This is a genomic window from Bacteroidota bacterium (assembly GCA_020161395.1).
GTDB lineage: Bacteria > Bacteroidota > Ignavibacteria > Ignavibacteriales > Ignavibacteriaceae > UTCHB3.
The window spans coordinates 571,272-596,632 of the sequence record JAIUOE010000002.1; the positions used below are offsets into that span (position 1 = coordinate 571,272).

Annotated in this window: 16 protein-coding genes; 4 read left to right on the plus strand and 12 right to left on the minus strand. The window is 42.0% G+C overall.

Annotated features, from left to right (window positions below):
- The first annotated feature begins 36 nt into the window (after window positions 1–36).
- On the plus strand, window positions 37–789 hold the full coding sequence (locus LCH52_04955) for a tetratricopeptide repeat protein (GenBank protein MCA0387825.1): 753 nt from the start codon (window positions 37–39) through the stop codon (window positions 787–789).
- Window positions 790–800: 11 nt separating this feature from the next.
- On the opposite strand, the gene LCH52_04960 is transcribed toward LCH52_04955, so the two are convergent.
- The 6 genes from LCH52_04960 to sppA form a co-directional block, all read right to left on the minus strand.
- Window positions 801–2,039, minus strand: a complete 1,239-nt coding sequence (locus LCH52_04960) for a hypothetical protein (protein MCA0387826.1) — start codon at window positions 2,037–2,039, stop codon at window positions 801–803.
- 11 nt (window positions 2,040–2,050) lie between these two features.
- A complete protein-coding gene (locus LCH52_04965; protein MCA0387827.1) occupies window positions 2,051–2,617 on the minus strand; it encodes a C40 family peptidase in 567 nt (188 codons plus the stop codon).
- A gap of 75 nt (window positions 2,618–2,692) precedes the next feature.
- A complete protein-coding gene (locus LCH52_04970) occupies window positions 2,693–3,220 on the minus strand; it encodes an arginine decarboxylase, pyruvoyl-dependent (protein ID MCA0387828.1) in 528 nt (175 codons plus the stop codon).
- Window positions 3,221–3,281: 61 nt separating this feature from the next.
- The gene (gene smpB / locus LCH52_04975; GenBank protein MCA0387829.1) at window positions 3,282–3,734 is read right to left on the minus strand and encodes an SsrA-binding protein SmpB; all 453 of its coding nucleotides are present in this window, start codon (window positions 3,732–3,734) and stop codon (window positions 3,282–3,284) included.
- Between the two features lie 144 nt (window positions 3,735–3,878).
- Window positions 3,879–6,266 (minus strand): T9SS type A sorting domain-containing protein, encoded by a 2,388-nt coding sequence (locus LCH52_04980; GenBank protein MCA0387830.1) that lies wholly within the window; start codon window positions 6,264–6,266, stop codon window positions 3,879–3,881.
- A 97-nt stretch (window positions 6,267–6,363) separates the two neighbouring features.
- Window positions 6,364–8,181, minus strand: coding sequence for a signal peptide peptidase SppA (gene sppA / locus LCH52_04985; GenBank protein ID MCA0387831.1), 1,818 nt, complete (start codon window positions 8,179–8,181; stop codon window positions 6,364–6,366).
- An 80-nt stretch (window positions 8,182–8,261) separates the two neighbouring features.
- On the opposite strand from sppA, the gene LCH52_04990 reads away from it, so the two are divergent.
- From LCH52_04990 to LCH52_05000, 3 genes are read left to right on the plus strand one after another with little or no spacing between them, the layout of a single operon-like run.
- Entirely contained in the window at window positions 8,262–11,402 is a 3,141-nt protein-coding gene (locus tag LCH52_04990; GenBank protein MCA0387832.1) for a hypothetical protein, read from the plus strand.
- Between the two features lie 3 nt (window positions 11,403–11,405).
- Window positions 11,406–11,861, plus strand: a complete 456-nt coding sequence (locus LCH52_04995) for an NYN domain-containing protein (GenBank protein ID MCA0387833.1) — start codon at window positions 11,406–11,408, stop codon at window positions 11,859–11,861.
- A gap of 2 nt (window positions 11,862–11,863) precedes the next feature.
- Window positions 11,864–13,300: a T9SS type A sorting domain-containing protein gene (locus LCH52_05000; protein MCA0387834.1), complete on the plus strand. Its 1,437-nt coding sequence runs from the start codon at window positions 11,864–11,866 to the stop codon at window positions 13,298–13,300.
- Between the two features lie 70 nt (window positions 13,301–13,370).
- Here the strand turns inward: LCH52_05000 and LCH52_05005 are convergent, their stop codons facing one another.
- The 6 genes from LCH52_05005 to ftsZ form a co-directional block, all read right to left on the minus strand.
- Entirely contained in the window at window positions 13,371–14,246 is an 876-nt protein-coding gene (locus LCH52_05005) for a DUF4835 family protein (protein ID MCA0387835.1), read from the minus strand.
- A gap of 418 nt (window positions 14,247–14,664) precedes the next feature.
- Entirely contained in the window at window positions 14,665–17,070 is a 2,406-nt protein-coding gene (locus LCH52_05010; GenBank protein ID MCA0387836.1) for a T9SS type A sorting domain-containing protein, read from the minus strand.
- A gap of 414 nt (window positions 17,071–17,484) precedes the next feature.
- Window positions 17,485–18,771: a T9SS type A sorting domain-containing protein gene (locus tag LCH52_05015; protein ID MCA0387837.1), complete on the minus strand. Its 1,287-nt coding sequence runs from the start codon at window positions 18,769–18,771 to the stop codon at window positions 17,485–17,487.
- A gap of 149 nt (window positions 18,772–18,920) precedes the next feature.
- Window positions 18,921–21,353, minus strand: coding sequence for a hypothetical protein (locus LCH52_05020; GenBank protein MCA0387838.1), 2,433 nt, complete (start codon window positions 21,351–21,353; stop codon window positions 18,921–18,923).
- A 26-nt stretch (window positions 21,354–21,379) separates the two neighbouring features.
- The gene (locus LCH52_05025) at window positions 21,380–23,695 is read right to left on the minus strand and encodes a T9SS type A sorting domain-containing protein (GenBank protein MCA0387839.1); all 2,316 of its coding nucleotides are present in this window, start codon (window positions 23,693–23,695) and stop codon (window positions 21,380–21,382) included.
- 356 nt (window positions 23,696–24,051) lie between these two features.
- Window positions 24,052–25,356 (minus strand): cell division protein FtsZ, encoded by a 1,305-nt coding sequence (gene ftsZ / locus LCH52_05030; protein ID MCA0387840.1) that lies wholly within the window; start codon window positions 25,354–25,356, stop codon window positions 24,052–24,054.
- Between the last annotated feature and the right edge of the window lie 5 nt (window positions 25,357–25,361).

Sequence of the window (25,361 nt, forward strand, 5' to 3'; positions counted from 1 at the left end):
TTCAAAATTTAATCACCAAAACTTACAAAAACCCTGATGAAGAAAAACAAAAACCTCGCCATTTTTTTATTTTTTGCTGCACTTGTTCAGATCTATGTCATCTACCACTATTACGAGAAGGGGAAGGAAAATGACAGAAAGGAAATATTTGTTCTAAGATCACAGGCTTTTGAGAAACTGACAACAGGCTACTTCGACTCGGCTGTAAAAATATATTCCAAAATTCTTGATATCGACTCCAAAGACAGTTCTGCCCACCTCTTCAGAGGTCTTGCCTATCAGGGACAGAAAAAATATGACGAGGCAATTGCTGATTTTAATGAAGTGTTGTCAGAAGACCCGAACAAAGTTGATGCAATTATCCTGCTCGGGAATCTCTATTCAGAGAAAGGTGATGACAAAAAAGCAATCGAACATTATCTGAAGGCGGAGAAAATTGAACCGGGCAATCCACTTGTTCCTGTCTACAAATCGGCATATTTCCTGAAAATGAAGCAACCGGATGAGGCAATAACTGAACTGGAAAAAATTCAAAAGATAAAACCCGATTTCGAAAGTCTGCAGGCATTTTTTGGTGAGGCGTATTTTTTAAAGGGTGAAATGAAACAGGCAGAAATATATCTTCAAAATGCCTCTCAAATGAGCAGTGCAACCTCAAAAACCTGGCTGATGCTCGGAAGTGTGCTACAAGCGAAAGGAGATAAAAAGGGGGGGTGTGATGCTTTTAATGAAGCAAACCGCAGCAATTCGAAAACTGCTGCGGATTCGCTTAAAAAATATTGTGAATAAAGGGAGTTACTTTATTTTTTGAGAGCAAACATTAAATTGCTTCTCCCCTGCTCCCAGTAATACCCGATACCAAAAGGCAAAGGTTTCACATTCCCTTTTTTGCGGTATTCTGCCTGAAGATCACCCTGCACTCTTCCTGCAAACATTGGTATCGGAGCAGTATAGGTTCCGTAGAATCTTCTCTCCCACTTCTTTTCATCGAAATATCTGAGGGGAATTCCGCTGTCTTCCTGAACCATATATTTTGCGTTTTCAACAACAAAATTTCTGATTCCGTCGAATCCGCCCTGATGCATCAGATATGAAGCTGCCTTTGCCATCGAAGCGAAAGGTTGCATTTCCTTCACGAAAGCCTGGAAATCAGTTTTCTTTGGAAATCCACCATCTGAAAGATCTGTGCTGAAAAAGAAAAGTTTTTTCACGACCTTCTCTTCTTTGTCGGTGAATTTAATCATCACACCATCATATTTGGTCTTTGTTTTTCCTGATGAAGAGTCAGACTTTTCGTAGGTGAGCTTTCCCGTTTTGTCCAATTTGATATACTCGATATCAAGCACTTTATGGTCTGTCTTTGCAAGAAACACCATCAGAACAGGTACAATACCGTTTACTCTGCCCGGCTGAAAATCGGATGCCATATCGATGGTCTTGAAAAATCCGCCCGAGATGAGTGTTGCAAGAGAATTCTGAAGACTTGCGAGATAACCACTCAGGACATTTTTATCAAGTTTTTTCAAATCAGGCAACTGCCCTACCGGCTCAAGACCTATAAGTACATAATTGTTGAACGAAGGGAAAAATGTGTTTGCGAAAAGGAAATCAGGACCGCCGAACGGGTAGAAGAGGGTTTTACAGTCGGCAGAGATGTCTTTAAGCTCTGTTGCCACCCACTCTCTTATTGGAGCAAGTCTTTTCTTTTCCAAACCTGCCCACTTTGAATCAAAGCTTTTTGCATGATTTTTCCATGTGTTTGCCTTAAAGAGTGGAGCGAGTTCACTGGTCGAGTCAACTTCGATGCCCGCAAAAAATTTCGCCATGTCGTCATACTTTGAGCCGTACTTTGTGGCATCGTATGCTTCTGTTGCGGTAACTGATTCAGCCTTTTTAGGGGTTTCTGCTTTTAATGTATCTTTTCCAGCAGGAGGAATGTCTCCGGCGTTTGCACTTTTATTGCAGGCTGCGAAAGAGAAGGAAGCCGTCATAACAGTGATTAAAAAGAGTACGGGGAATGATCTGATGATTTTTTTCATTTTCTATCCGTTTATTTTAGAATTCTTGTCGCTCTAATGAATCTTTTTTTGTAATACTGATTTTCCAGGGGGGTAATTACTACTCCAGTTTTTCTTCCTTCGGCATGGATGAACTTTATTTCACCGTTCGAATCCCTTTCGTATGCCATCCCGACATGGCCTATCCAGTTGGAGTTGACATTGCCGCCTCTGAAGAAGATTAAATCTCCCGGTTGAATTTTTGAATATGGAATATCTTGTCCGAGGATACACTGATCTGCTGGCATCCTGGGGATTGGTTTGCCGATTTTATTATAAAGAAAATACATAAACCCCGAACAGTCAAAACCCCGTTCTGTTGTACCACCCCAGACATAAGGGTATCCTAAATATTTTCTTGCCAGCGACAACAAATTATTTACGGTAGCCTGATCTGTGAAATAATCGGGTACTTTATATTCGTCATTTATGACCACCCCGGCGGGCAGCTTGTAAACATTTTCTAGATAATCCCTGTGAAGTGTAATGAAATTTTGGTTTGGTAATGCTGAATTAAGTGAACTCATTATCGATAAAATATATATCAGATATGGTGCCATAATCCTCCTGTTATGTTATAAAAAAGGTCCGGTATTTCAATAATTAAGAGTGAATCACCGGACCGTTAATTTCTTTTACGGAAGCAGAATTGCCGCTGCAATTACCGTCGTCCAAAGGCCGTTTTTATGACCTTCTGCAGACTGGGTTACATTAAACGAGCGAACAATTTTGCCCGACATTTTGTAAATATTTTCTCTTTCGCTCCAGTCAACCTCGGGGTTAAAATCGATTCCCAGAGTGGTTGCAAGCATTGTGGCAGCAAGGTCTTCCGCATATTCGCCGCACACTTTTTCCGTCTCACCGTAAGGATGGTGTTCTGATAGATATCCATAAAGACTTTTATCGGCAGGTATGGCTACACCAATCGAAGAGGCGATCAGTCTGTTCGGTTCATTTGTCTGGTTACGGGCCATAACACAAAAAGTAACCTGACCGGGTTTTAAATATTTGAGACCCTCTTCCTTCGAAATTCTTTTGCAATCGGGGGGATAGATACTGCTGACTGTAACCAGGTTACACATCTCAATTCCGGCACCTCTTAATGCAAGCTCGAAAGAAGCTAAATAATCTTTATGTCTGCCAACGCCTTTGGTAAAAAACATCCGAGAAGGTACGAACACCTTTTTTCTCCTTCCTGTTTTTATTTAAAAAAATAAAAATGAACTAATATTTGCTCCTCTTTCTTTCTCTTTCCATCTCTCTTTTCGCAATCGACTCTCTCTTGTCATAAAGTTTTTTACCTTTGGCAAGGGCAATTTCAACTTTAACTTTGCCATTTTTGAAATAGAGAGCAAGAGGAATAATCGTGTACCCTTTTTCTTTGACTTTCTGATTCAACTTCTTTATTTCAACCGCATTGAGGAGAAGTTTTCTGTCTCTGAAAGGATCATGATTATTAATGTTTCCCTGAGAATATTCGGAGATGTGGGCACTTTTCAACCAGGCTTCATTGTTTACAATTTCCACAAATCCGTCGGTCAGATTGCACTTCCCGGCACGAAGTGATTTAACTTCGGTTCCGTGGAGCACAATTCCAGCTTCAAACGATTGTATAATACTGTATTCAAAGTGAGCTTTTCGATTTCTCACTATTATTTTGATATTTGCCTGTTCCACTTGCCTAATCTTGAATATTCGAACTTTAAATATATGCAATAAAAGTCACAGAGTAACGAATTTGTAAAACAGGGAAAAAAAATTACTTCCCGGGGTTACGGTTTCGGTACTCTGTGACTCTTTACAATGAAGCTGATAAACGGATTATTTCAAAATATTCAACTTCCTGACTGCCGAAAAATCACCTGATTCAAGTCGATAAAAATAGACCCCTGAAACAAGTCCTGTTCCATCAAATGAAACCTTGTGGTAACCTGCTTCGAGGAATCCGTCTGCCAGCAGAGCAACAGCCTCACCGAGTGCGTTGTAAACTGTTAATCTGACATTCCCGGCTTTTGGAGTGGTAAAAGATATTACCGTCGATGGATTAAACGGATTGGGGTAATTCTGCTCAAGAGAATATTGTGAAGGTGCACCAATCTCCACCTCGATTTCATTCGAATATGCGAACGACCCGTCGTTATCCATCTGTTTCAAGCGATAATATACTTTTTGTCCGGTTACATTTTTATCTGTATATGAATAAAAAACGGGAGAAGTGGTGGTTCCACTACCATTCACAAAAGCAACCGTTTCCCAGTTTTTCCCTGTTTTTCTCTCTATGTTAAAGCCTTTGTTGTTTGTCTCGGTGGCTGTCTGCCAGTTGAGGGATACACTGTTGGCTTCAACAATACCTTTGAAAGAGACCAGCTCAACAGGAACAATTTCAGAGGAAACCTTGTAAACCATTCCGCCGGTTCCAACCAGAACGAACTGACTGCTGTTAATTTTATGTGCGGCTAAAAAGTCAACATTTTTCATTGAGGTATCAATAAGAGTGACATTACCAACTCTCCGCATCAGAACACCAGACCTGCCGACTGCCCAGACATCATCAGGTCCCATTATAACGATGTCGTGCATCACCTTGCCCTGAAGAGCAACTGTATCGGAAAGAAGTGTAACCGTCTGGAAACCGTCTGTTGTCTTGTAAAAGGCACCATTTTCACCGCAGATGTAGCCGGTATTGGCATCAATCATCGCAACTCCGGTAACCTGTCCGGCAGGAACAGCCATGGTTCCATGTGCAAAATTAACCCCGTCTGTCGTTTTGAACAGTCTCTCACCGGAACCGACGGCATAACCCGTAGTGCCGCTGACCATTTTAATGTCATACAAAGTTGTCAGCGGAATTGTGGTTTGGGCTGTCCATGTAACTCCCTGATTTGTGGTGAAAAGAATTCCACCTTCATTATTAACCATGTAACCGGTATTGGGATCAGAGAATGCAAGTTTGTAGTTTCGGGTTGTCGATGTACCGTTTGACCTGTTTAACCAGTTCAGTCCATTGTCAGTTGAAACAAAAAATGCGCCAAGCCTTCCACAGGTGTACAGGTTTGAACCCGATGTGTATGCATCGTAAAGCATATCACCCACCATGAAAGATGATTTTCTCCAGGTCAACCCGCCGTCTGTGGTCTGGTGGAGTTCGCCTCTGTCACCTGCAACAGTATATTTTTGGTTTGATTCCGCATATACTCCGTACATGTCTCTTGAAGTGGAACCTGTGGTTTTCCAGGTGGCTCCGGCATCGGTGGATATTGCAAGATTGGCGAGATATCCCCCGGCAAGAATTTTAATTCCATCTTTCAGGGAGGTTCTGATAACTTCTGTTGAGAAAAGAGGGATGTTTGTCCAGGTTGCACCACCGTCAGTGGTCCTTATTACCACACCGTTGGAGCCGAGAAATACACCATTGGAGGCATCATTAAATTCGAGGGTGTAAAGCGCAACCGTCGTTGGAGTAGTTACTGCTGCAAAAGTCACTCCGTTGTCAGTACTCTTGAAAGCTCTTCCTGCAGTGCCGACCACGAAATATGTGGTTGCATCTGCTTTCCGGATTCTGTAAAGAGTCGTCGAGAGACCCGGCATGGTGCCCGCCGTCCAGTTGGTGCCACCGTCAGTCGTGTACATATACTGACTGCCGCTGCCCACAACCACCGCTTCAGACTGACTGGTCCAGTGGATGTCATACAGCGTTCTGGTGGGGATTGCATTTGATACAGCACTCCAGGTTGCACCACCGTCAGTGGTTTTTATCATATTCACCGAACCAACAGAACCCCCTGCTATATATCCGGTGGTTGCATTGAAGAAGTGAATAAAATTAATACTTCCTGTGTAAACAGCCGGTGCACTGATGTTCGTCCACGAAACCCCTCCGTTGGTAGTTTTGTAGATCACTCCTCCGTTGCCACCGATGTAACCTGTCTGCTCATCCACGAATGAGATGGCATTCAGATTGTCCCCCGCAGCAAAGGATGAAGGGAGAGTCTGCCAGGAATTGCCGCCGTCGGTTGATTTGCTGAAATTGCTCGCAACACTGAGTGAGTAACTCACGGCAAAAATTGTGTTCCCGGCTTTGCTGAAAGCTCTGAAATCATCGGGAATGAGCGGTTTTTTAATAACCTGCAAATTGCTGCTGAGTGGCTGGGCAATAAGAGGAATGGAAACTAAAAACGATATAATAAAGTAGACAAAACTTCTTTTCACAGTAACTCCAAAATGTAAATAATCTTTCTGCAAGTTAAGAAAAAAGAGGAATTATATATTTATTTATGCCTGTTTCAGAAAAATAATTAGCCGCCTTCTACCAGGTGAAACCAACCGGCATAATCATCATAACTCCACTCATGTTACTTACTCTTTCCACTTCCCTAATATAAAATTCAAGTTTCCTGGCGGTTTCACTTTTGATAAAAAATGTACTGACCTTCGCTTCAAGATTACGCATCAGTTTCTGGAAAAATGTTTCAGATGTGCTGCTGTAGCTAACCGTGTAATCTTTTAATTTGGCTTTTTTCGCTGCAATCTCTACAGCATCATACAAACCACCCAAAGTGTCGACAAGTTTTTTATCCATCGCTGCAGGCGCAAACCAGATTCTCCCCTGTCCGATTTCATTCACTTCGTCTCTGCTGATTTTCCTCCCTTTGGCTACTATTCCGAGGAAGGTCTCGTAAGTGGTGTCCACATTCATCTGCATTACCGACAATTCATAATTCGTCATCGGACGACTGCCGGTGAAAAAGTCGGCGTAAGGATTGGTCTTCACTGTATCAAAGTTTATTCCAAGCTTGTCACGCATCAGTTTTTGGGTGTTCATCACGAGTCCAAAGACGCCAATCGACCCTGTGAGTGTGTTCGGTGACGCAACTACCACATCACCCGGAGCGGAAATGTAGTAACCTCCCGAAGCAGCGTAATTCCCCATTGAAACAATCAAAGGCTTTTTACTTTTCAAAAGTTGAAGTTCACGGTACATAATATCGCTTGCCATCGCACTTCCACCGGGAGAATTGACCCTAAGGACAACAGCTTTTACCGACTCATCTTCAGCAGCAGCCTTTACCGCTTTTACGAATGTTTCGCTGCCTATATTGTCGTCATTGCTTTTGCCCATGACGATATCACCTTCAGCATATATTATTCTTACTTCGTCACTGGTTTTGTATTTAAACTTTCCTGCACCGGTCTTAAGATAGCTCTCGAACGAGATGTACTCCGGTTTTTCGGAGAGTTTCAAACTTTTCTTGACAACTGAATCAATTTCGTGATTATAGACGAGTTCATCCACTATTCCGGCATTTTTTGCAGAAACTGCATCGAAGACTGACAGTGAATCCGCAATCGAGTTTAATTTTTTTAGATCAAGCGTCGTTTTTTGAGAAATCTTTGCAAGTATCGAGCCCCAAAGTCCGGCAAGATATTCCCGCATCTGTGTCTTGTTCTCTTCACTCATGCTGTTTGCAATAAATGGCTCGACAGCACTTTTATACTTGCCTGCTCTGATCACCTGAACATCAAGCCCGATGGAATTGAGGAGATTTTTAAACATCGGCACTTCGGCACTCAATCCTTTCAACATTACCCCGCCCCGCGGATTAAGATAGATGCTGTCTGCCACCGATGCCATGTACAGTCCTCTCAAACTGTAAAAATCGGAAAAAGCTATTATCTTTTTACCGCTCTTTCTGAAATCAGCAAGTGCATTCCAGATTTCCTCAAGATTTGCCAGATTTCCGTTTGCATCCCCGACTTCGAGGTAAATAGCTTTGATATTGGCATCTTCCCCGGCACTTTTTATGGCGTTCACATACTCCTGAAGGCTTGTCTTTTTACCGCTTTCCTCCGCAAAAAGATTGGCGAAAGGGTCATCCTCCTGTTTCGGTGAATCAATAATCGACTGTCGCATGGTTATCTTTAGAATTGAACCGGGTGCAACCGTTACCGTCTCACTGCTCGAAAGTCCGGCAACGAGGATAACGATAAATCCAACCGAGACAAGGAGTATTCCAAAACCTGCTATCAAAAATCCAAGCATCGATGCAAAAAGCATCATGAAAAAATCTTTAACTCCTCGCTTTGGAGGTGGATAGTATGGACTGTAGGGTTTAGTGTCTGACATTTTAGCTCTGATTTTATTCTTCAAAAATAAGACGGTAATATATTAAATTGCAGTTTGTTTTTTCATATACCGGCAATTCAATGATCCCACGATCGGGAATATTTTTTTCTATTCTGTTATTTCTCTTCCTGCACAATTACAATTATTGTTCTTCAACGACTTCTCATATCTCCGGTCTGCCAATAATCTTTAATTATGCTCCTTCCACCTACGGTTACGAACCTCAAAACTGGGGAGCTTCGCAGGATTCGCGCGGCATAATGTATTTCGCGAATACTGAAGGCATCCTCGAATACGATGGAGTATCGTGGCGTGTAATCCGTCTGCCAAAGGGTGAAACCTGCCGCGCTCTCCACCGCGCCTCTGACGGCACACTTTATGTCGCCGGTTTCAATGAAATAGGCAAACTCCAGCTCAATTCCTCAGGAAATGCTGAATACCACTCTCTAAAATCTAAAATACCGGCAGAAAGCAACAACTTTTCGGATGTCTGGTTGATCGCAGAGTTAAACGGTAAAATATACTTCTCCACTTACGACCGGATCTTTGTTTACGACGGAAACACATTTACAGTAATCAACTCATTAAGATATATAATCTCAATGAGGACCATAAATGGCAGTCTGGTGATACTTCGTAAAGATGAACAACCCCGGACGCTTTCCGGTTCACAATTCATACCGCTTCAAAGTGAGGAATTTACTCTTCCGGGTGAATTTTACATGTCTCTCCCTTCTGATGATGGCGGTTTCATTTTTATTACAAAAACCGGTGTTTTTTATAAATTATTAAACTCAGGATATGAAGAACTTTCAGACGGATTTACGCATCAGGGTTACGGCTCCTCATTTTACGATGCTCTCGTGCTTTCAAACGGTGATTTTGCAATTGCTTCTCTGGAGTCAGGACTGATTCTGACCGACAAAAAGGGACAGCTAAAACAGGTAATCAAGCAGGAAACAGGGCTCGGACGTAATACGATTTATGCCCTTTTTGAGGACAAGGAAGGCAACCTCTGGATGATGCTTGAAAACGGCATTTCCAGAATCAACATCAATTCTCCAATCTCAATTTTTGACAGCAGAACCGGTCTGCCCGGGGCAGCCTTCAGCTCCGTATTCTACAAAGACAGGTTGTTCGTCGGTACAAATTTTGGTGTCTATACCTCGAAGCTAGAGGGAACAAATTTTGGCACTCCGTTCGAAAAAGTCTCAAAAAACATAAGCGATTCCTGGGATTTCCTCAGCTATCGAAACAATATCTACCTGAATACCGGCTCCGGTTTCTTTCTGATTGATGATAATCGAGAAATCCTGATCGATTCGTCATACTGTTTCACAGCAACCTCAGTTTCCGATGATTCGTCTCTTATCCTGCTGGGTACTGATTCAGGTGTCAAACTGATTCAAATGGATCAAAAAGGTGAAAGGGCTGTGGTTTCCCGGATTATTGAAGGTATCTCGGGACAGCTAAAAAAAATCGTTCAGCACGGTCCGCGGGAGTTTTGGATTCAGATTGAACCGCGCACAGTAATCAGAATGCGGTTTGTTAATGGATATTTAAATCCTCCAAAAGTGGATTTTTTTGAAGATGATTTTACGGGTACAGGTTTCAACCCGACATTGATGGAACTGAACAACGAACTTTATGCAGTGACAGTGAAGGGCATATATTATCTCGATTCACAGAAAGATACATTCCTGAGTCTGAATAATACCGGACTGCAACAAGTCAAAAATCTCTATACAGTCCCTCTTTTCAGCGTTATAAACAATCAGAATATAATTCTTTACCTCGAAGGCATTATCTATTCTGTCGAGATCAGCCCGACTGATTTTTCGTGCAAATTCTCTCAGCTTGGGAGAGTAAGAACTGCTTCAATCTACGGAATCAGCACCAATTTTCATGCTCCAAACCGTGAAATCTGGCTCTCATCGACAACCGGACTGATAAAGTTTGACGCCGGTACAAATAAATTCAAAAGCGACATCAGTGCCATTTTTCGCAGTTTTCAAATTGGTGATTCACTCTATTTCTCGGGTGTTACCCGTGACGGTGATTTAAAAGACATCCCTCCGGGGAGCAATATTACTGTTAATTTTGCCGCTCCCGGTTTCCAGGATGAATTTAACATAATGTATCAGACCTGGGTACAGGGGCTCGATACAAACTGGACACAACCCGGCAGAAACAGTTTCAGGGAATTTTATAATATGCAGCCGGGCAATTACCTTATCAAAGTGAGAGCCATACTCTCCTCGGGACAGGTATCTTCGGAAGCTGTTTATTCTCTGGAAGTTGACTCATTCTGGTATGCCAATTTCTTTGCATATCTCCTTTACACCTTGATTTTAATTGGACTCATTATCCTTTTTATCAAGATAAGAACTGCTGAAATACTCAAAGAAAGAGATGATCTCGAAGGTCTGGTCTCCGAGAGTGCAGCCGAGCTTAAGAAAGCGAACCAGGAATTAAGTTTTAAAAATGTTCAGTTGCAGAGAATAAACAGCCAGCTTGAAAAACTTGACAGGGAAAAAAATGAATACCTCGGAATTGTGGCTCACGATTTGAGAAATCCAATTTCGGGTATTATGGGCTTTGCTGAAATTATCACTGATGAGGAGGAAGAACTCGAGAAAACCGATATCACCCGTTTCGCTGAAAATATAAGAGTCAGTTGTGCTTCAATGCTCGAAACGCTGAACAAAATTCTCAACATGAATCTTGTGGAACAGGGAAAGCTTGACCTTCATCCTGAAAATTTTGACCTTGTAGAGCTGATTAACGAACTGAAAGACAGAAATCACCCTGCCTCAGAGAGAAAGAACATTAAATTGAAGGCAGAATTGCCTGACAATCTGTTCAGTTTCTCGGATCGTAATTTTACGGGGCAGATAATTGACAATCTGATTTCCAATGCGATAAAATATTCATTTCACGGAAGTTCGATAGACATACGGCTTAATGAATCGGATGGATTTGCGATTGTTGAGGTCGAAGATCACGGTCAGGGGATTCCCGAGGAAGAGGTACCAAATGTATTCAAACGGTTCGCTAAAATAAGCAGCTCCCCTACCGCAGGTGAATCTTCCGCCGGTATGGGGCTTTCTATCGTTCAGATGCTTGTGAATCTCTTAAAAGGAACTATCGAGTGTGAAAGCAGGGTGGGATTCGGCACTCTTTTTACAGTAAGACTGCCATTGAAAATTGAGGATTTATGATTTATGAAAATATACTTTATTGACGGAAACAACCTGATCGGTAAAATTCCCGATCTTAAAAATAAACTAAAGACTGACAAAACTTTTGTCAGGGAACAACTTGCATTACGCCTTGACACGATTTTTCTGAATTCCAGCAATGCTGCAACGGTTTTTTTTGATGGATTTATGAATGGTGTGATCAATACTAACAAGTTAAAAATTATCTACTCCGACTCCAGACCCGCTGATCTGGTGATCAAAGAAGAAATAGACAGATCAAAAAACCCGCGAAATATCGTGGTCGTCTCTTCAGATAATGAAGTGTATAACTATGGCAAGAAGTGCTCCTGCGATGTATTGAAATCGGAAGAATTTTTTACACGGTTCTTTGGAACTGCTGTCGAAAAAGAAGAATCGGAGAAAATCAGCCTTCTCCAAAAACAAAATGATGAATTCAAAAAACTGTTCGGACTATAACCATGAAAATCCACCTGTTCTTTCTTTTAATAATTCTTGCTGTACCGGTTCTCTCACAAGAACCGTCTTCCGTGCATAAGAATGAACTTGACCACTATAATAAGTATTTCACTCGAACCCCCGTTTCAGAAGCGGAAAACATTATCCCTCTTCAGTTTGACAAATCCCCTGCAGGTTCCAAGGTTGTATATGGCTTCCTCCCCTACTGGGAGTATCCGGGTGCCCTGTCTTATCTCCGGTATAATCTCCTTACACACATATCGGCATTCGATTTCCAGATAGATTCCCTGGGAAATGTAACCAATCCTTCAGGCTGGCCTTGGACAAATCTTATCAATGCTGCACATCAGAATGGCGTAAAAGTTATTATGACTGCAGTTAATTTCACTCCTTCACAGATTCGTCACATTATCACCAACAGTGCTGCTAAGCAGAACTTCTTTTCAAAAGTAAAAGCCACACTGACCCAATACTCTCTCGATGGTGTCAACATAGATTTTGAAGGTCTTTACACGGCCGACCGCGGAAGTGTCATTAACGGTTTCATGACCGATCTTACTGCATATATTCATACTGAGCTGCCGGGAAAGGAAGTCTCCTTCGCCGGTCCTGCAGTAAACTGGAGCGGCTGGAATCTGGCAGGGCTCGCAGCAGCATGTGATTATATTTTTATCATGGGATATGACTTCTCAGGTTCCTGGAGCACTGTCACCGCACCCACAGCTCCTCTTACGGGTGGGACTTACAATATCACCAACACAATCACAGTTCAGTATGGTGCCTGCCCTCCGGAAAAACTTGTTCTTGGTGTGCCTTATTATGGTTGTGAGTGGGTTGCGAATACCAACCAGCCCGGTGCCACCATAAGTTCTTATCTTGGTCACCCGCGGTTTTATGCAGCCATGGATCAGTCGCAATACTATGGACTTCAGTGGCACACTGCTTCACAGACCGTTTATTATACGATTCCTGTTAACAACAAATACAACCAGGTCTGGTTCGATGACGGAAGAAGCACCGGCTTGAAATTTTCACTTGCCAAACAGTATAATCTTAAAGGTGTCGGAATGTGGGCTCTTGGTTATGACAGGGACAGACAGGAGCTTTGGACAGAATTGAACAAATATCTGAATCCATCATCGATAGGTGAAGATGATAATTCACCGGAATCGTTTCAGTTGGCGGCATATCCAAATCCTTTTAACCCTTCGACAACTGTAGCGTTCACGCATTCGGGAGAAGGGAATGTAAAAATCTCGATGTTCGATCTCCTCGGCAGAACAGTTATGGAGAAAGAATATGAAAACCTGCCACAGGGTGAGCATAAAGAATTTATCGATGCCCGGACATTAAATTCAGGAGTTTATTTCGTCAGGGTCTCCGGTTACACCAAATCCGGTATACAAACCTCAATTGTAAAACTTGTACTGACAAAATAGTATTTCCCACAAATAAAAAAGCCATGATCATTTTTCATCTGACCATGGCTTTTTTTCTTTTTTTAATCTTCTATTCGGCTCTTAAAATCTCATCATATTTTGCCAGCCTTGGTGGATCGACACTTTTCAGCGTTTTAAAGATCGATTTTTCAGGGTAATCCTTCAAATATTCGATAATTTCACCACTTTTTGCATCAAAAAACACTTTTAAGTAGACACTTCTGATATCGATTTTCGATTTCATCTGCTCAAGTACCTTAATCATCTTGACGATAAGTTCCTGACCCTTCGCTTTGTTTTTTGCAAAAATGTCAATACCTCTGTGGTACTCCGAGGTTGCATCGCGAAATGCTCTGTATTTATCATCAAGTATGTTCTGTATAAAATCCGCTTTGCTGTATGCAGCTCCGGCTTCCCATCCTGTCGCTCTTCTTCCCGCTGCGAGATTAACAACATCGAATGCCTTTTGGAAATATGGTGTGCCCGCGCCCTTCTCCCATGAATCCTGCTCGAGACCAATTATCACATATGCGTAAAAATCGAGAAATGAAGTCAATCCGTTAAACAGATTTGCATCGTAATAAATTGTCTGATTTTTTTCATAAACGAATGCCCAGTTCACATCATTTACAAGAAGCATCGGTGAAAATTTTTCACTTTTGTAAACTTTTCTCATGCTGGTTACCACTACTTGAGCGGTGTAGTTTGACTCATCAGCTCCTGTATTAAAGAAAATATTAAAGCTGCATTTAATCCGGTCGTATTCCCAGGGAGATCCGCTAAATTTTGTGGTGTTTAAGTAAGTCTGCACCATTGGTCCAAAATCGGCGAGTATCTCTCTGTACTTAATCGAAACTTTTTCTGCATTAACATTCACCGTCGCATCCAGTTCCTGACTGAACAGTATGTTGAATGATAAAAAGAATAAAACAATCAGCTTCTTCATTTTTTGTCCAAATTTCTTATTTCCTGAGTGCAATTTATGCATATCAGTTTTACGGGCAAATTAAAAATATGTTCCTTCCTCTTTCGTTGCCCGTTACCCCTGTTCTAAATTCCAAAAACACCCCGGAACTCACCGGGAGGAGAATAAAACCACAGAGAACACAGAGTACACAGAGGGGAGGATTGGAACCACAGAGAACACAGAGGGGTATTGGAACCACAGAGAACACAGAGGGGGTATTGGAACCACAGAGAACACAGAGAACACAGAGGGCAGTATTGGAACCACAGAGATTAAAGAGATCGCAGAGAAAGAGTTTAAGGAAAGTATCTCTGTGCTCTCTGTGTGCTCTGTGGTTGATAACAGTTTAACAAAACATTCTCTGCGCTCTCTGTGGGCTCTGTGGTTTATTAGTCTTTCATTTCATCAAAGCCATTTTAATGGTCAAAGATTTCGTTCTGCCCGAAATTGTGTTTGTACACAAAACCTGACAGAAATATATCCCTGAAGGTGAATCCCCCATCTCGATATCCTGATCAAAATTGCCGTGTGGGAGGATGCCTCGATTGATCTCTTTTACCAGTTCTCCCATCGCATTAAATACCCTGATAACAACCTCGTTCTCCTCGGGGAGTGAGAATGAAACCTGTGTACTTGGGTTGAAGGGGTTCGGGTAGTTCTGGTTGATTGAATAATTCTCAGGAACTTCGCCCAGCAATACTTCCACTTCGTTTGAATACTCGAATTCTCCGTTGTAATCAATCTGTTTCAGTCGGTAGTAAAGTATTGCCGGGGCTTTTGCTTCAAGATCGTCGTAACCGTAGTATATTCTCCTGGTGGATGTCCCTGATCCCTTTGAAAAAGCAATGGTTTTCCAGTCACCGTATTTGTAGCGTCTTTCAATCTCGAAGCCCATATTGTTGGTTTCGGTTTCGGTCGTCCACTGAAGTGCAACTTTGTTCCCAAGCGAAACTGCTGAAAATCCCGACAATTCAACAGGGGTGTTGCCGCGGTTGGAGGTAACAAACAGGGATCCTTTAGAATCGCCAATAACAATTCCGTCAAAGTGATCGAACAGATACATCCACTTGAATGTTTTGTATTGAACCGGTATGCTGAACTCGTTGACCTTCCACATCCATCCGCCGTCGTAGGTAGTGTAAAGTTCATTCGCGGAGAGCATAAAGTTAAGTGAATCCTGACACTGTATCTTTTGAGGCGCTGACATTCCCGGGATCACCAATTTTTGGAAACTCATCCCGCCGTCGGTAGTCCGGTAATAAGCCTCACCCTTATTGCCTATATAACCGTTACTGCCATTGTAAAAATCAATATCATTGGCTATCGTGAGGGGAATATTAAGCCTCACCCACGAATTGCCGTTATCGGTTGATTTTAGCACTTCTCCATTTACCGCGTATACAGTACCATCATCAAATATCTGAAGATCCTCGTAACGGTATGTACCTGTTGAGGTGTAGCGGGTTTGCCAGGTGTGTCCATTGTCGGTACTTGTAATTATACTTGTACCTCTACAGAGCCATATCTCCCCGTTCTCTCTAACCCTTACATTCCTTATCAGGTCCATTCCAAAATCGGCGATTGTATCGATGGTTGAGAAAAGGTCTTCTGTCTTGTAAAGTTTATACATGTCAGTAAAATAAACGGTTGAATCACCGGTGATGAAGACTGAGGTCGGGATATCGATCGAGCTGCTTTTCAAAGTCCATTTCTTCCCCTTGTCCCGTGAAATATATACCCTTCCACCGTAAGTATTGGCGACCACGAGTCCCGCCCCGGTAAAATCCGCTGCCATGAATTGAGAAAACGCCGCATCGAGCCTGAGATCCCAAGGAGTGGAGATATCCGGATTTGAAACAACAAAATTGACTCCCTTGCCGGTTGCGTAAACCCTGCCGTTCAGCACCTTAAAGTCGCTGTACTCTTTCTGATTCTCCGGTGCGTTCCCCCTGCTCCAGGTTAAACCTTTGTCAGTAGTGTACAGAATTCCTTTATATGGAAGAACCATTACAGTATTTGGATTAACGAATTTTATTTTCGTTGGAAATCCCTCAACAGTCGAACCATGGTCTTTCACTGCCCAAGAGGTTCCACCGTCTGAAGAGATGGCGGTTTGAACGATATGCGAATTGTAGTAGGGAGGGATTGAGTAATATCTGAAACCACCGAGGACAATATTGTTACCCAGAATGTCAACAGATCTGACATTTGTAATTCCTGCCGGGGTTGGGAATACGGTAAATGTGGCACCACCATCAGTGGTTCTATAGACACTGTTGCCAAATACCCATCCATTATTTACATCATCGAACTGTATTCCGTAGATGTCGTTAAAAGTTGTATCAAGGGTTCTCCAATCTACCCCTCCATTTGTGGTTTTCAGAAGCCTGTGTTGATTACCGGAGGTGGTTTGTTGATCCACAAAGAGATAACCCGTTTCCGGAGTTACAAAATTATGGCTCGATATTCTGATAACCCCTGCGGGTAAATTAACTTCTGACCATGAAGCACCTCCATCAGTCGTTTTATGGAGTGTACTAAAATCTACTGTAAAAATATTTAATGTATCAACGAAATAGACTGGAATTCTAAGGTTTGAAGGCATATTATGTTTGATCTGCCAGGTCCTTCCTCCGTCATGGCTTCTGACAATGCATGGTCCGTCGAAACCCGCCAATACATTCATTGAGTCTATCATATAAATGCTGTACAACGAACCACTCATAGGGCTTACATCAACAGCATTCCATTGAGCAAAGATAGAAAGATTAAAAACCAAAAAAATAATTGATATTTGTTTCATAATAAAATTCCCTATTAGTTTCTTAAACATATGAAAAAAATGAAAAAAAAAAAAAAATCGGGAGTGATTAGTCGGATAGCAAGGACTCGTTACATGGACGGCTTACTTACCCGGCAGGCGGGATATTCTGAGAATAAATCCACGATCTCCCCCCGTCACTGCTCCTTATGATTGCTGATTTACCATTATCATCATAGTACCGCCGAAACACCGCAGAAATATTCGATGAGTCTTCCAAGTTGAAATCATAAATTGCCCCATACAAGGGTAATAAATCGACTTTGGTCCACTGCGAGAATAAAACCGAATTAAACACTAAAAGTATGATAAACAATCTTTTCATAATGATTTTCATTTTTTACTCTCAAGAAAAGTTTTTTAACCTGATACATTATGTACAATTTCATCAGGAGGCTATTTGGTTACTAATATTTTTATATGCTCTGTACCGGATTTTGTTGTTAATCTAAAAACATACACACCGGAAGTAAGCCCCGCGGTAACAAATTTTATTGAATTTTCGCCGACTGGGAAGTTATCATCAAGAATGTCGGCTACGGGTCTGCCAAGGATGTCATAAAGTGTCCCTTTAGCATGACCGGCAGATGGCATATTAAATCGTATTGTCGCAGATTGGTTTCCCAAATTGTTGTTCAGAGATACCGGATTAGGAAATGACTTCAGATCTATCGAGACCGGGATTTGGGGATCATCCTCTATTAATCCAACGCTTGGGTCGTAACTTAAGGTGTTAAAGCCAATCGATGATGGCTGGGAGGCTAATTTTGGTCTGTAAAATTTATCGCGCAAAGTAAATCTGTATTTAAACTTGTATCCTGCTTTCATTTTTGTGCTATCGAGATTCACAGTAATGTTTGTTTTAGGCTTATCGGCAGATACTTTCTCAACCACTGTTGTAGTAGAATCTACTCCGTTTGTATAGAAATAACGAATGAAGAGTGAATCGTTAAAATTTATTCCGGGTATAGAATTTGAAAGTTGAGAGTTCAGGTCATGATTGGTGTTAACAGAAAAGGTTTTTACAAATTCCGCGGTCGTAATCTCAGGAGAAAATGAGATTCTCGGAATCCAATTTGTTGTATTGTATATTGTATCACCATTTTGGTTGAAACGAATCTGATCGAATGAGGAAAAACTCTCACTATCTCCACCGGTGTGTGATTGCCAACCGCTACGATGAAATGTAAAACCTCGACCTCTTTCAACAGTAAATGCTTCTTCGCTGCTTCCTGAGATTGTAATCTCACCAAAACTGTAGTGTCTCAGAGAATCTGTGCCCCAGACAGTAATTTCAACAGGGGAAGATCCACCCACATATCCTAAAAAAGTTTGATAGGGAGGGATGTTAAAATCTAACATCATATATTTATTACCATCTTTGAGATAATATAACTTGTTGTTTTCTTCATCCATCCCAAAGTACCAGCTTCGTGAAACGAAATAACCCTTATAGAATTTTATACCATCATGAATCACCATTGAATCAACTGATGCTTCATGTATGGATTTAACAGATGTGTAAAGTCCACCTGACCAAGAATTTAATTCTTTAATGTACTTATCCTTGTCTTGAAGGTTCATCACAAAAAATGGAGTGGTTTGAGCATAGATATTCAAAAAGGGAACCAGCAATAATGTAAATGTGCTGATTAACAGGTGGAGTAATACTTTTCTTTTCATCTTTTTTATTCTCGTTTATTTAACCTCAGAGCACACAGAGATTGTATCGGGACGCAGATTCACGCAGATTCAACGGATGAACGCAGAGCGAATTTGAATACCCAAAACCTTCTCTGTGTGCTCTGCGTGCTCTGTGGTTGTTATTTCATTTATTTCAACAAAGCCATTTTAACCGTAAGTGATTTTGTTCTGCCGGAAATTGTATTTGTACACAAAACCTGACAGAAGTAGATACCTGAGGATTCAGTTCCCATATCGATATCCTGTTCAAAATATCCATGACTTAGAACCCCTCTATCAATCTCCTTTACCTGTTCCCCCATAGCGTTAAAAACTTTTATCACAACTCTATTTTCTTCGGGAAGTGAAAAAGTCACCTTTGTTGAAGGATTGAAAGGATTGGGATAGTTCTGTTGAATTGAATAATTCTCAGGTACTTCGCCCAGCAATACTTCCACTTCGTTTGAATACTCGAATTCTCCGTTATAATCGATCTGCTTGAGGCGGTAGTATAGTATTGCAGGGGCTTTTGCTTCAAGGTCGTCGTAACCGTAGTATATTCTCCTGGTGGAAGTCCCTGATCCCTTTGAGAAAGCAATGGTTTTCCAGTCACCGTGTTTGTAGCGTCTTTCTATCTCGAAGCCCATGTTGTTAGTTTCCGTTTCGGTAGTCCATTGAAGAACCACTTTGTTTCCGAAGGGGAGTGCTGAGAACAATGAGAGTTCAACAGGTGTGTTGCCGCGATTGCGGGTTTTCCATATTCCGGATCCCCCGGAATTAACTATTGTGACACCAATTCCTTCAAATAAATCATACATTCCCATCCATGAAAATTTGCTACTGTATGTAGGCAGGAATTCGTTTACTTTCCATGAAAAACCACCATCATAAGTTGAGTATAGTTTATTCGCACTAACATATATGCTAAGTGAATCTTTCATATAGATATAGGATGCGTTTCCCATTCCCGGGATGATCATTTCCGAAATCGTCGCTCCACCATCAGTCGTTTTATAAATTTTACTGTTAGAGGTTAAGAAGATGCCAAAATTGCTGTTAATGAAAATAATTTCCCGAAGGGTTAAACCAAGATTACTGAGTTGGTTCCAGGTGTTTCCATTGTCTGTGGTTTTATAAAGTGAAACATTACAAGCATAGCCTGTTCCGTCTTCGAACATGATTACTTGATCGAAGTTAATTCCTGAGACTGACAACTTTGTGTCCCAATTCCTGCCACCGTTGCTACTTGATAAGATAGTGGTTCCAGATGCAATCCAAATGGTGCCGTCTTCTTGGGTATATATATCATAGATCTTGCCTGTTGGTGATTGTGAAATAGAGTCCATAGTCAAGCAAAGGTCTTCAGATTTAGAGAAGACTTTATCGCTTGCCAGATAGACAAGGGAATCATTCACTATACTAATTTTTGTAGCTTTTCCTTTTTGCATTCTTCTTGTAGCCCAGTGGTTCCCCCGATCGGTAGAAACATAAAGCCTGCCACCTTCATCAGCAATTATCGCATAACCCGGATCGAGAAATGCAGCAGCAGAGTGATTTAAAAAAGTCTGGTCTGTTCTTATTTCCCATGGTTCATTGATATTGGGTCGGGAAACGACAAAAAATATTCCGTCTCCGAGGAGATAAACGCGATTTTCAAAAATTTTGACATCTTTATATTGGCGAGATACTCCAATCTGCGACACATATCGCCATGTAACTCCGGTATCTGTAGTATATAATAGTCCGTTTTCAAATTGGAGTGGGGATATCGCGGTTGTGGGATTTAAAAATTTAATATTAAAGGGAATACCTGCGAAATTAACCTCACCTAAGTCTTTGAATATCCATGTCAAACCTTTGTTTGTAGATGTTGCTAACAATGGGGCATAGTAACCTCGCCAAGGGTCAACCTGAATCCAACGGGCACTTCCCACAACCAGGATACTATCACTAATCTCATCAATGGTTTTTGGGGAAGAGATTCCTGGCGGATTGTACATGTTGGTGAAGGTAATTCCTCCGTCAGTTGTGTGGTGGATTTCTCCAGATGCAAAAACCCATCCTTTAAGAGCGTTTTTAAAATAAAACCCGCCAATATACTGCGCCGAGTCAATAATATTCCAGTTCACTCCCTTGTCAGTGGATTTTAACAAATAATAAACCACAGCTTCACCAGAACCATAATCGACAGAAGCATAAACGGTTGTGCTGCTGAGGAATTGGATTTTCTTCAAGTTTTGATATTGGGTTGGGAGATTGATCTCCGACCATGTTGACCCACCATCAGATGTAAAAATCATTTGGCTCGGGGAATTCAATCTGGCGAAAATATGGTTCTCATCAATAACAGATGCTTCTGTCAAACTGAGTATAGGGATTTGTTGTGCACGAAACCAGTTTCTACCCCCATCAGTGGTTTTTATTACATAACAACTATCGTCCGAATAGGCTGCAGTAAAATTCAATGAGTCGGTCATATGGAAGCTAAATACCTGCCCACTCAATGGGTTGATTACTACACTTTCCCACTGCGAAAGCAGCAGGGAATTTATAGCAAACAGAAAAATTATCAATCGTTTCATTTTTATTTTTCCTTCGAAAATTATGTTTATTTCATCAAAACCATCTTAACCGTAAGCGATTTTGTCCTGCCGGAAATTGTATTTGTGCAAAGCACCTGACAGAAATACATACCCGAGGATTCGTTACCCATCTCAAAATCCTGTTCATAATATCCATGACTGAGAACCCCTCTATCAATCTCTTTTACCAGTTCTCCCATCGCGTTATATACCCTGATAACAACCTCGTTCTCCTCGGGAAGTGAGAATGAAACTTTCGTATTTGGGTTGAACGGGTTCGGGTAGTTCTGGTTGATAGAGTAATTTTCAGGTACCTCGCCGAGGATCACCTCAACTTCACTGGAGTAGGAGAATCTGCCGTCATAATCGATCTGCTTGAGGCGGTAGTAGAGTATCGCCGGGGCTTTTGCTTCATAATCATCATATCCGTAGAAAATCTTACGGGTGGAAGTACCGGACCCTTTTGAGAAAGCAATGGTTTTCCAGTCACCGTGTTTGTAGCGTCTTTCAATCTCGAAGCCCATGTTGTTGGTTTCGGTTTCGGTAATCCACTGAAGTGCAACTTTGTTTCCGGATTGTGTTGCCGTGAACGCAGAGAGTTCGACGGGGGTGTTGCCGCGGTTGGAGGTTTTCCATATACTGCCGTATCGTGTGACAGCTATCCCTTCAAAGCGATTGTACATTTTCATGAAATCGATTTCCGGGGGAGTCGATTGAGTTACAAATTCATTTACTCTCCACCACTTCCCGCCATCCTCAGTTGAATAAAACCTGTTCGCACTCAAAAAGTGATTTAGCGAATCACTACAATGAATTTTATACAAATTGGAAACTCCCGGGACAAAAACCTGTTCGAATGATATCCCGCCATTTTGCGTTCGGTATAGGTAGTTATTGTCAACGATAGCATAGCCATTTTCACTGTCATAAAATTCGATATCTGTGATATTGAGTGGTGACAAAACGACCTCATTCCAGGTGTTTCCGAAGTCCGTGGTTTTAAGCAGTTTGCCGTTACAGGTGTAACCCGTACCATGTTCAAAAAACTCCAGCTCTTTGAAAATTTCTGACGAAGACAGTTTTGTGGTCCAGGTATGACCGTGATCACTGCTCATATTGAGAGTTTTTCCCGAGGAAATCCAAATATGCCCGTTTCCGGTCGGCAGAATATCCCGTATAAATGCTGAGGGGAAATACGCGATGGAATCAAATGTCGCCCCCATATCATCCGACCGAAAAATTGTATTTAAAGTGGTCACATAAATTATCGAATCCTTATCAATGGCAGAGTTTAACAGAGACCCGTTGTACAACCATTTTGTGTCCCAGTTTATCCCCCGGTTACCTGAGATGTATATCTTGCCCTCTCTGGTGGGCATCACGATAATGCCCGGATCAAGGAACGAGGCAGCCGAAGGCGCATGGTTGAACTGTTCGGTCCTCATTGCCCAAGGTTGTGCAACATCTTCACCTGATACCACAAAAGATATTCCCAGACCTGCAGCATACAACCTGTTATGCACTAATTTGATATCTGTGTATTTCAGGAGTGCTTCGGGCCGGTTTCCAAAACTCCAGGTAAGCCCAAAGTCTTTTGTAATAATCAATCCGGGTTCATCTTTTATTGTGGTGACAGCAGTTGTTTCATTGATGAATTGAATATTATCCGGTTTTCCCCGGAGAAAATCAGAGTCAAAATCTCTTAGTCTCCAAGTCGAACCTCTGTCTGTTGAAATGGCGATCTGAGGTGCCTGATATGTCGACACAGGGGGTACAAAAATCTCTCTGACTCCACCGACTATAATAATGCTGTCATTGATCTGACCGGCAGTGTTTGCGCTCAACATTCCCGGCGGGTTAACGATGATCGAAAAGGTGCTTCCGGCATTTGTGGTACGAAAAATGTGCCCGCCAAAAATCCAACCCGATTGTGTATTTTCGAAGTGGAAGTTGTTTACAGGATTGATAAGCGAATCCATAATTTCCCAGGAAGTTCCTCCGTCACCGGTCTTTATCATCATCTGTTTTGTTGCGACACCACTGTTATATGATACAGAAGCATATCCGGTCAAAGGATTAATAAATTGAAACTTATGAATTCTGAAGTAACGCTGCGGTATCTGAACAGTCGTCCATGATGATCCACCATTGGTCGATTTTAGAAGTGTAAGCAAATCAGACTTCAACACAAAAATATTATTCTGATCGGCGATTGCTGCATAGGCAGGTGAATTGGCAGGGATTCCGTAACTTTTTGTCCATTCTCTTCCCCCGTCACTGCTTTTGATCACAAATGATGAATCACCTGAATAAACCGCCGTTATGTTAAGTGTATCAGTCATATGGAAACAATGGATCGTGCCGGAAAAAGGGTGTATCTTCACCTGAGTCCACTGAGCGTATGAACAAAAATTTAATACCAGTATAATAATCTTTAAATACTTCATAATAATATTCCCTTTTAGATTCAGAAAAATACAAAAAAATGTAATACACAAGCAATCGTTATTTTTTGTTTTTCGAAAATGAATGTTGGAGCAAGGAGGTAAGGATTCAAACTTTAACTCCCGTCGGTTGTATGAAGGGAATACTTACCCGGCAGGTGGGCAAACTAAGGGGAGAAATAATGTTTGGAGCGGTGTGCCGGCTGAATTGCACACCGTCCAAACGGAGGTATTTAGCGTGTGTAAGTAGAAAATCAGTCCATTATATTACGCAGAAATGCAGCACTTCTGTCTTCTTCTTCCTCTTTCGGTACTGAATTCGGATTGCTCTTGAACTTAAGTTCATTGATATTCTCTTTTCGTGTTTCAGAGAAACTGAAGGTTTTCTGCTCGGGAACACCTGTTGTAACACCCAGTCTGCCGTCACGAAGTATCGCAGGAATATTGATATCATCACTGTTGATTTGAACCTGTGGCATCTGTGGCGCCCTTGAAGTCTCCACCTGTGGGACAACAGGGGCTGCGGGCATTGCAACCACGGGGTTCTGAACCGCTGTACGGATCATCTCGGGATTGCTGGTCGGTTTTGCAACTGCTGAATCAAATCCTGTGGCAATTACTGTAAATGAAACATAATCCTTCATCTCTTCTTTTTCCACCAGCCCAAAAATTACATTAACATCTTCGCCTGTGGCTTCAAGTATGGTGGCCATCCCCTCTTCCACTTCGTGCATGGTCAAATTCGAGGATGCAGTGATATTTACAAGCATCGCCTTGGCACCTCTGATATCCATGCCTTCGAGAAGCGGACTTGAAATTGCTTTCTGTGCAGCTTCTATTGCACGGTTATCACCCGTGGCGGTTCCGGTACCCATAAGAGCCATTCCGCTCGATTCCATAACGGTCTTTACATCTGCAAAGTCGACATTTATCTTTCCTTCGAAAGTGATGATCTCTGCGATTCCTTTTGTCGCTTCGTACAAAATTTCGTTTGGCTTGTCATAGCCTGAAAAAGCGGGAAGATTTTTATCCAGCAGCTCGTGCAGCTTTGAGTTTTTGATGATGATCAAACTGTCAACATGCTTCTTCAATTCCACCAAACCCGACTCGGCATTTTTCTTTCTGGTCGGTCCTTCGTAGTTGAATGGTTTGGTAACAATCGAAACAACAAGTGCACCGTTTTGCTTCGCTATCTGAGCCACGATCGGTGCAGCACCCGTTCCGGTGCCACCGCCCATTCCTGCCGTAATGAAAACCATGTTGGCTCCGACGAGTGCCTCCTCAATCCGGGCACGGTCTTCCTCAGCGGCAGCTTTCCCGACTTCAGGATTCGCTCCGGCGCCAAGACCTTTGGTGATCTTGGTTCCAACAGTTATCTTCTTTGTGGCAAGATTTGAGTCAAGGCTCTGAGCATCCGTGTTGATGGCGATGAACTCGACGCCTGAAATTCCCTGTTTGATCATGGAATTTATTGCGTTGCATCCTCCACCACCGACACCGACTACTTTAAGATTGGCGCGCAGAACTGGTACTTGTGTTTCTAATGTTGCAAATGGCATAATAC

Bases quoted from the DNA above. Each gene is read 5' to 3' on its own strand.
- LCH52_04955 (MCA0387825.1), top strand. From the start codon at position 37: ATGAAGAAAAACAAAAACCTCGCCATTTTTTTATTTTTTGCTGCACTT.
- LCH52_04960 (MCA0387826.1), bottom strand. From the start codon at position 2,039: ATGAAAAAAATCATCAGATCATTCCCCGTACTCTTTTTAATCACTGTT.
- LCH52_04965 (MCA0387827.1), bottom strand. From the start codon at position 2,617: ATGGCACCATATCTGATATATATTTTATCGATAATGAGTTCACTTAAT.
- LCH52_04970 (MCA0387828.1), bottom strand. From the start codon at position 3,220: ATGTTTTTTACCAAAGGCGTTGGCAGACATAAAGATTATTTAGCTTCT.
- sppA (MCA0387831.1), bottom strand. From the start codon at position 8,181: ATGTCAGACACTAAACCCTACAGTCCATACTATCCACCTCCAAAGCGA.
- LCH52_04990 (MCA0387832.1), top strand. From the start codon at position 8,262: ATGATCCCACGATCGGGAATATTTTTTTCTATTCTGTTATTTCTCTTC.
- LCH52_04995 (MCA0387833.1), top strand. From the start codon at position 11,406: ATGAAAATATACTTTATTGACGGAAACAACCTGATCGGTAAAATTCCC.
- LCH52_05000 (MCA0387834.1), top strand. From the start codon at position 11,864: ATGAAAATCCACCTGTTCTTTCTTTTAATAATTCTTGCTGTACCGGTT.
- LCH52_05005 (MCA0387835.1), bottom strand. From the start codon at position 14,246: ATGAAGAAGCTGATTGTTTTATTCTTTTTATCATTCAACATACTGTTC.
- LCH52_05010 (MCA0387836.1), bottom strand. From the start codon at position 17,070: ATGAAACAAATATCAATTATTTTTTTGGTTTTTAATCTTTCTATCTTT.
- LCH52_05015 (MCA0387837.1), bottom strand. From the start codon at position 18,771: ATGAAAAGAAAAGTATTACTCCACCTGTTAATCAGCACATTTACATTA.
- LCH52_05020 (MCA0387838.1), bottom strand. From the start codon at position 21,353: ATGAAACGATTGATAATTTTTCTGTTTGCTATAAATTCCCTGCTGCTT.
- LCH52_05025 (MCA0387839.1), bottom strand. From the start codon at position 23,695: ATGACTGATACACTTAACATAACGGCGGTTTATTCAGGTGATTCATCA.
- ftsZ (MCA0387840.1), bottom strand. From the start codon at position 25,356: ATGCCATTTGCAACATTAGAAACACAAGTACCAGTTCTGCGCGCCAAT.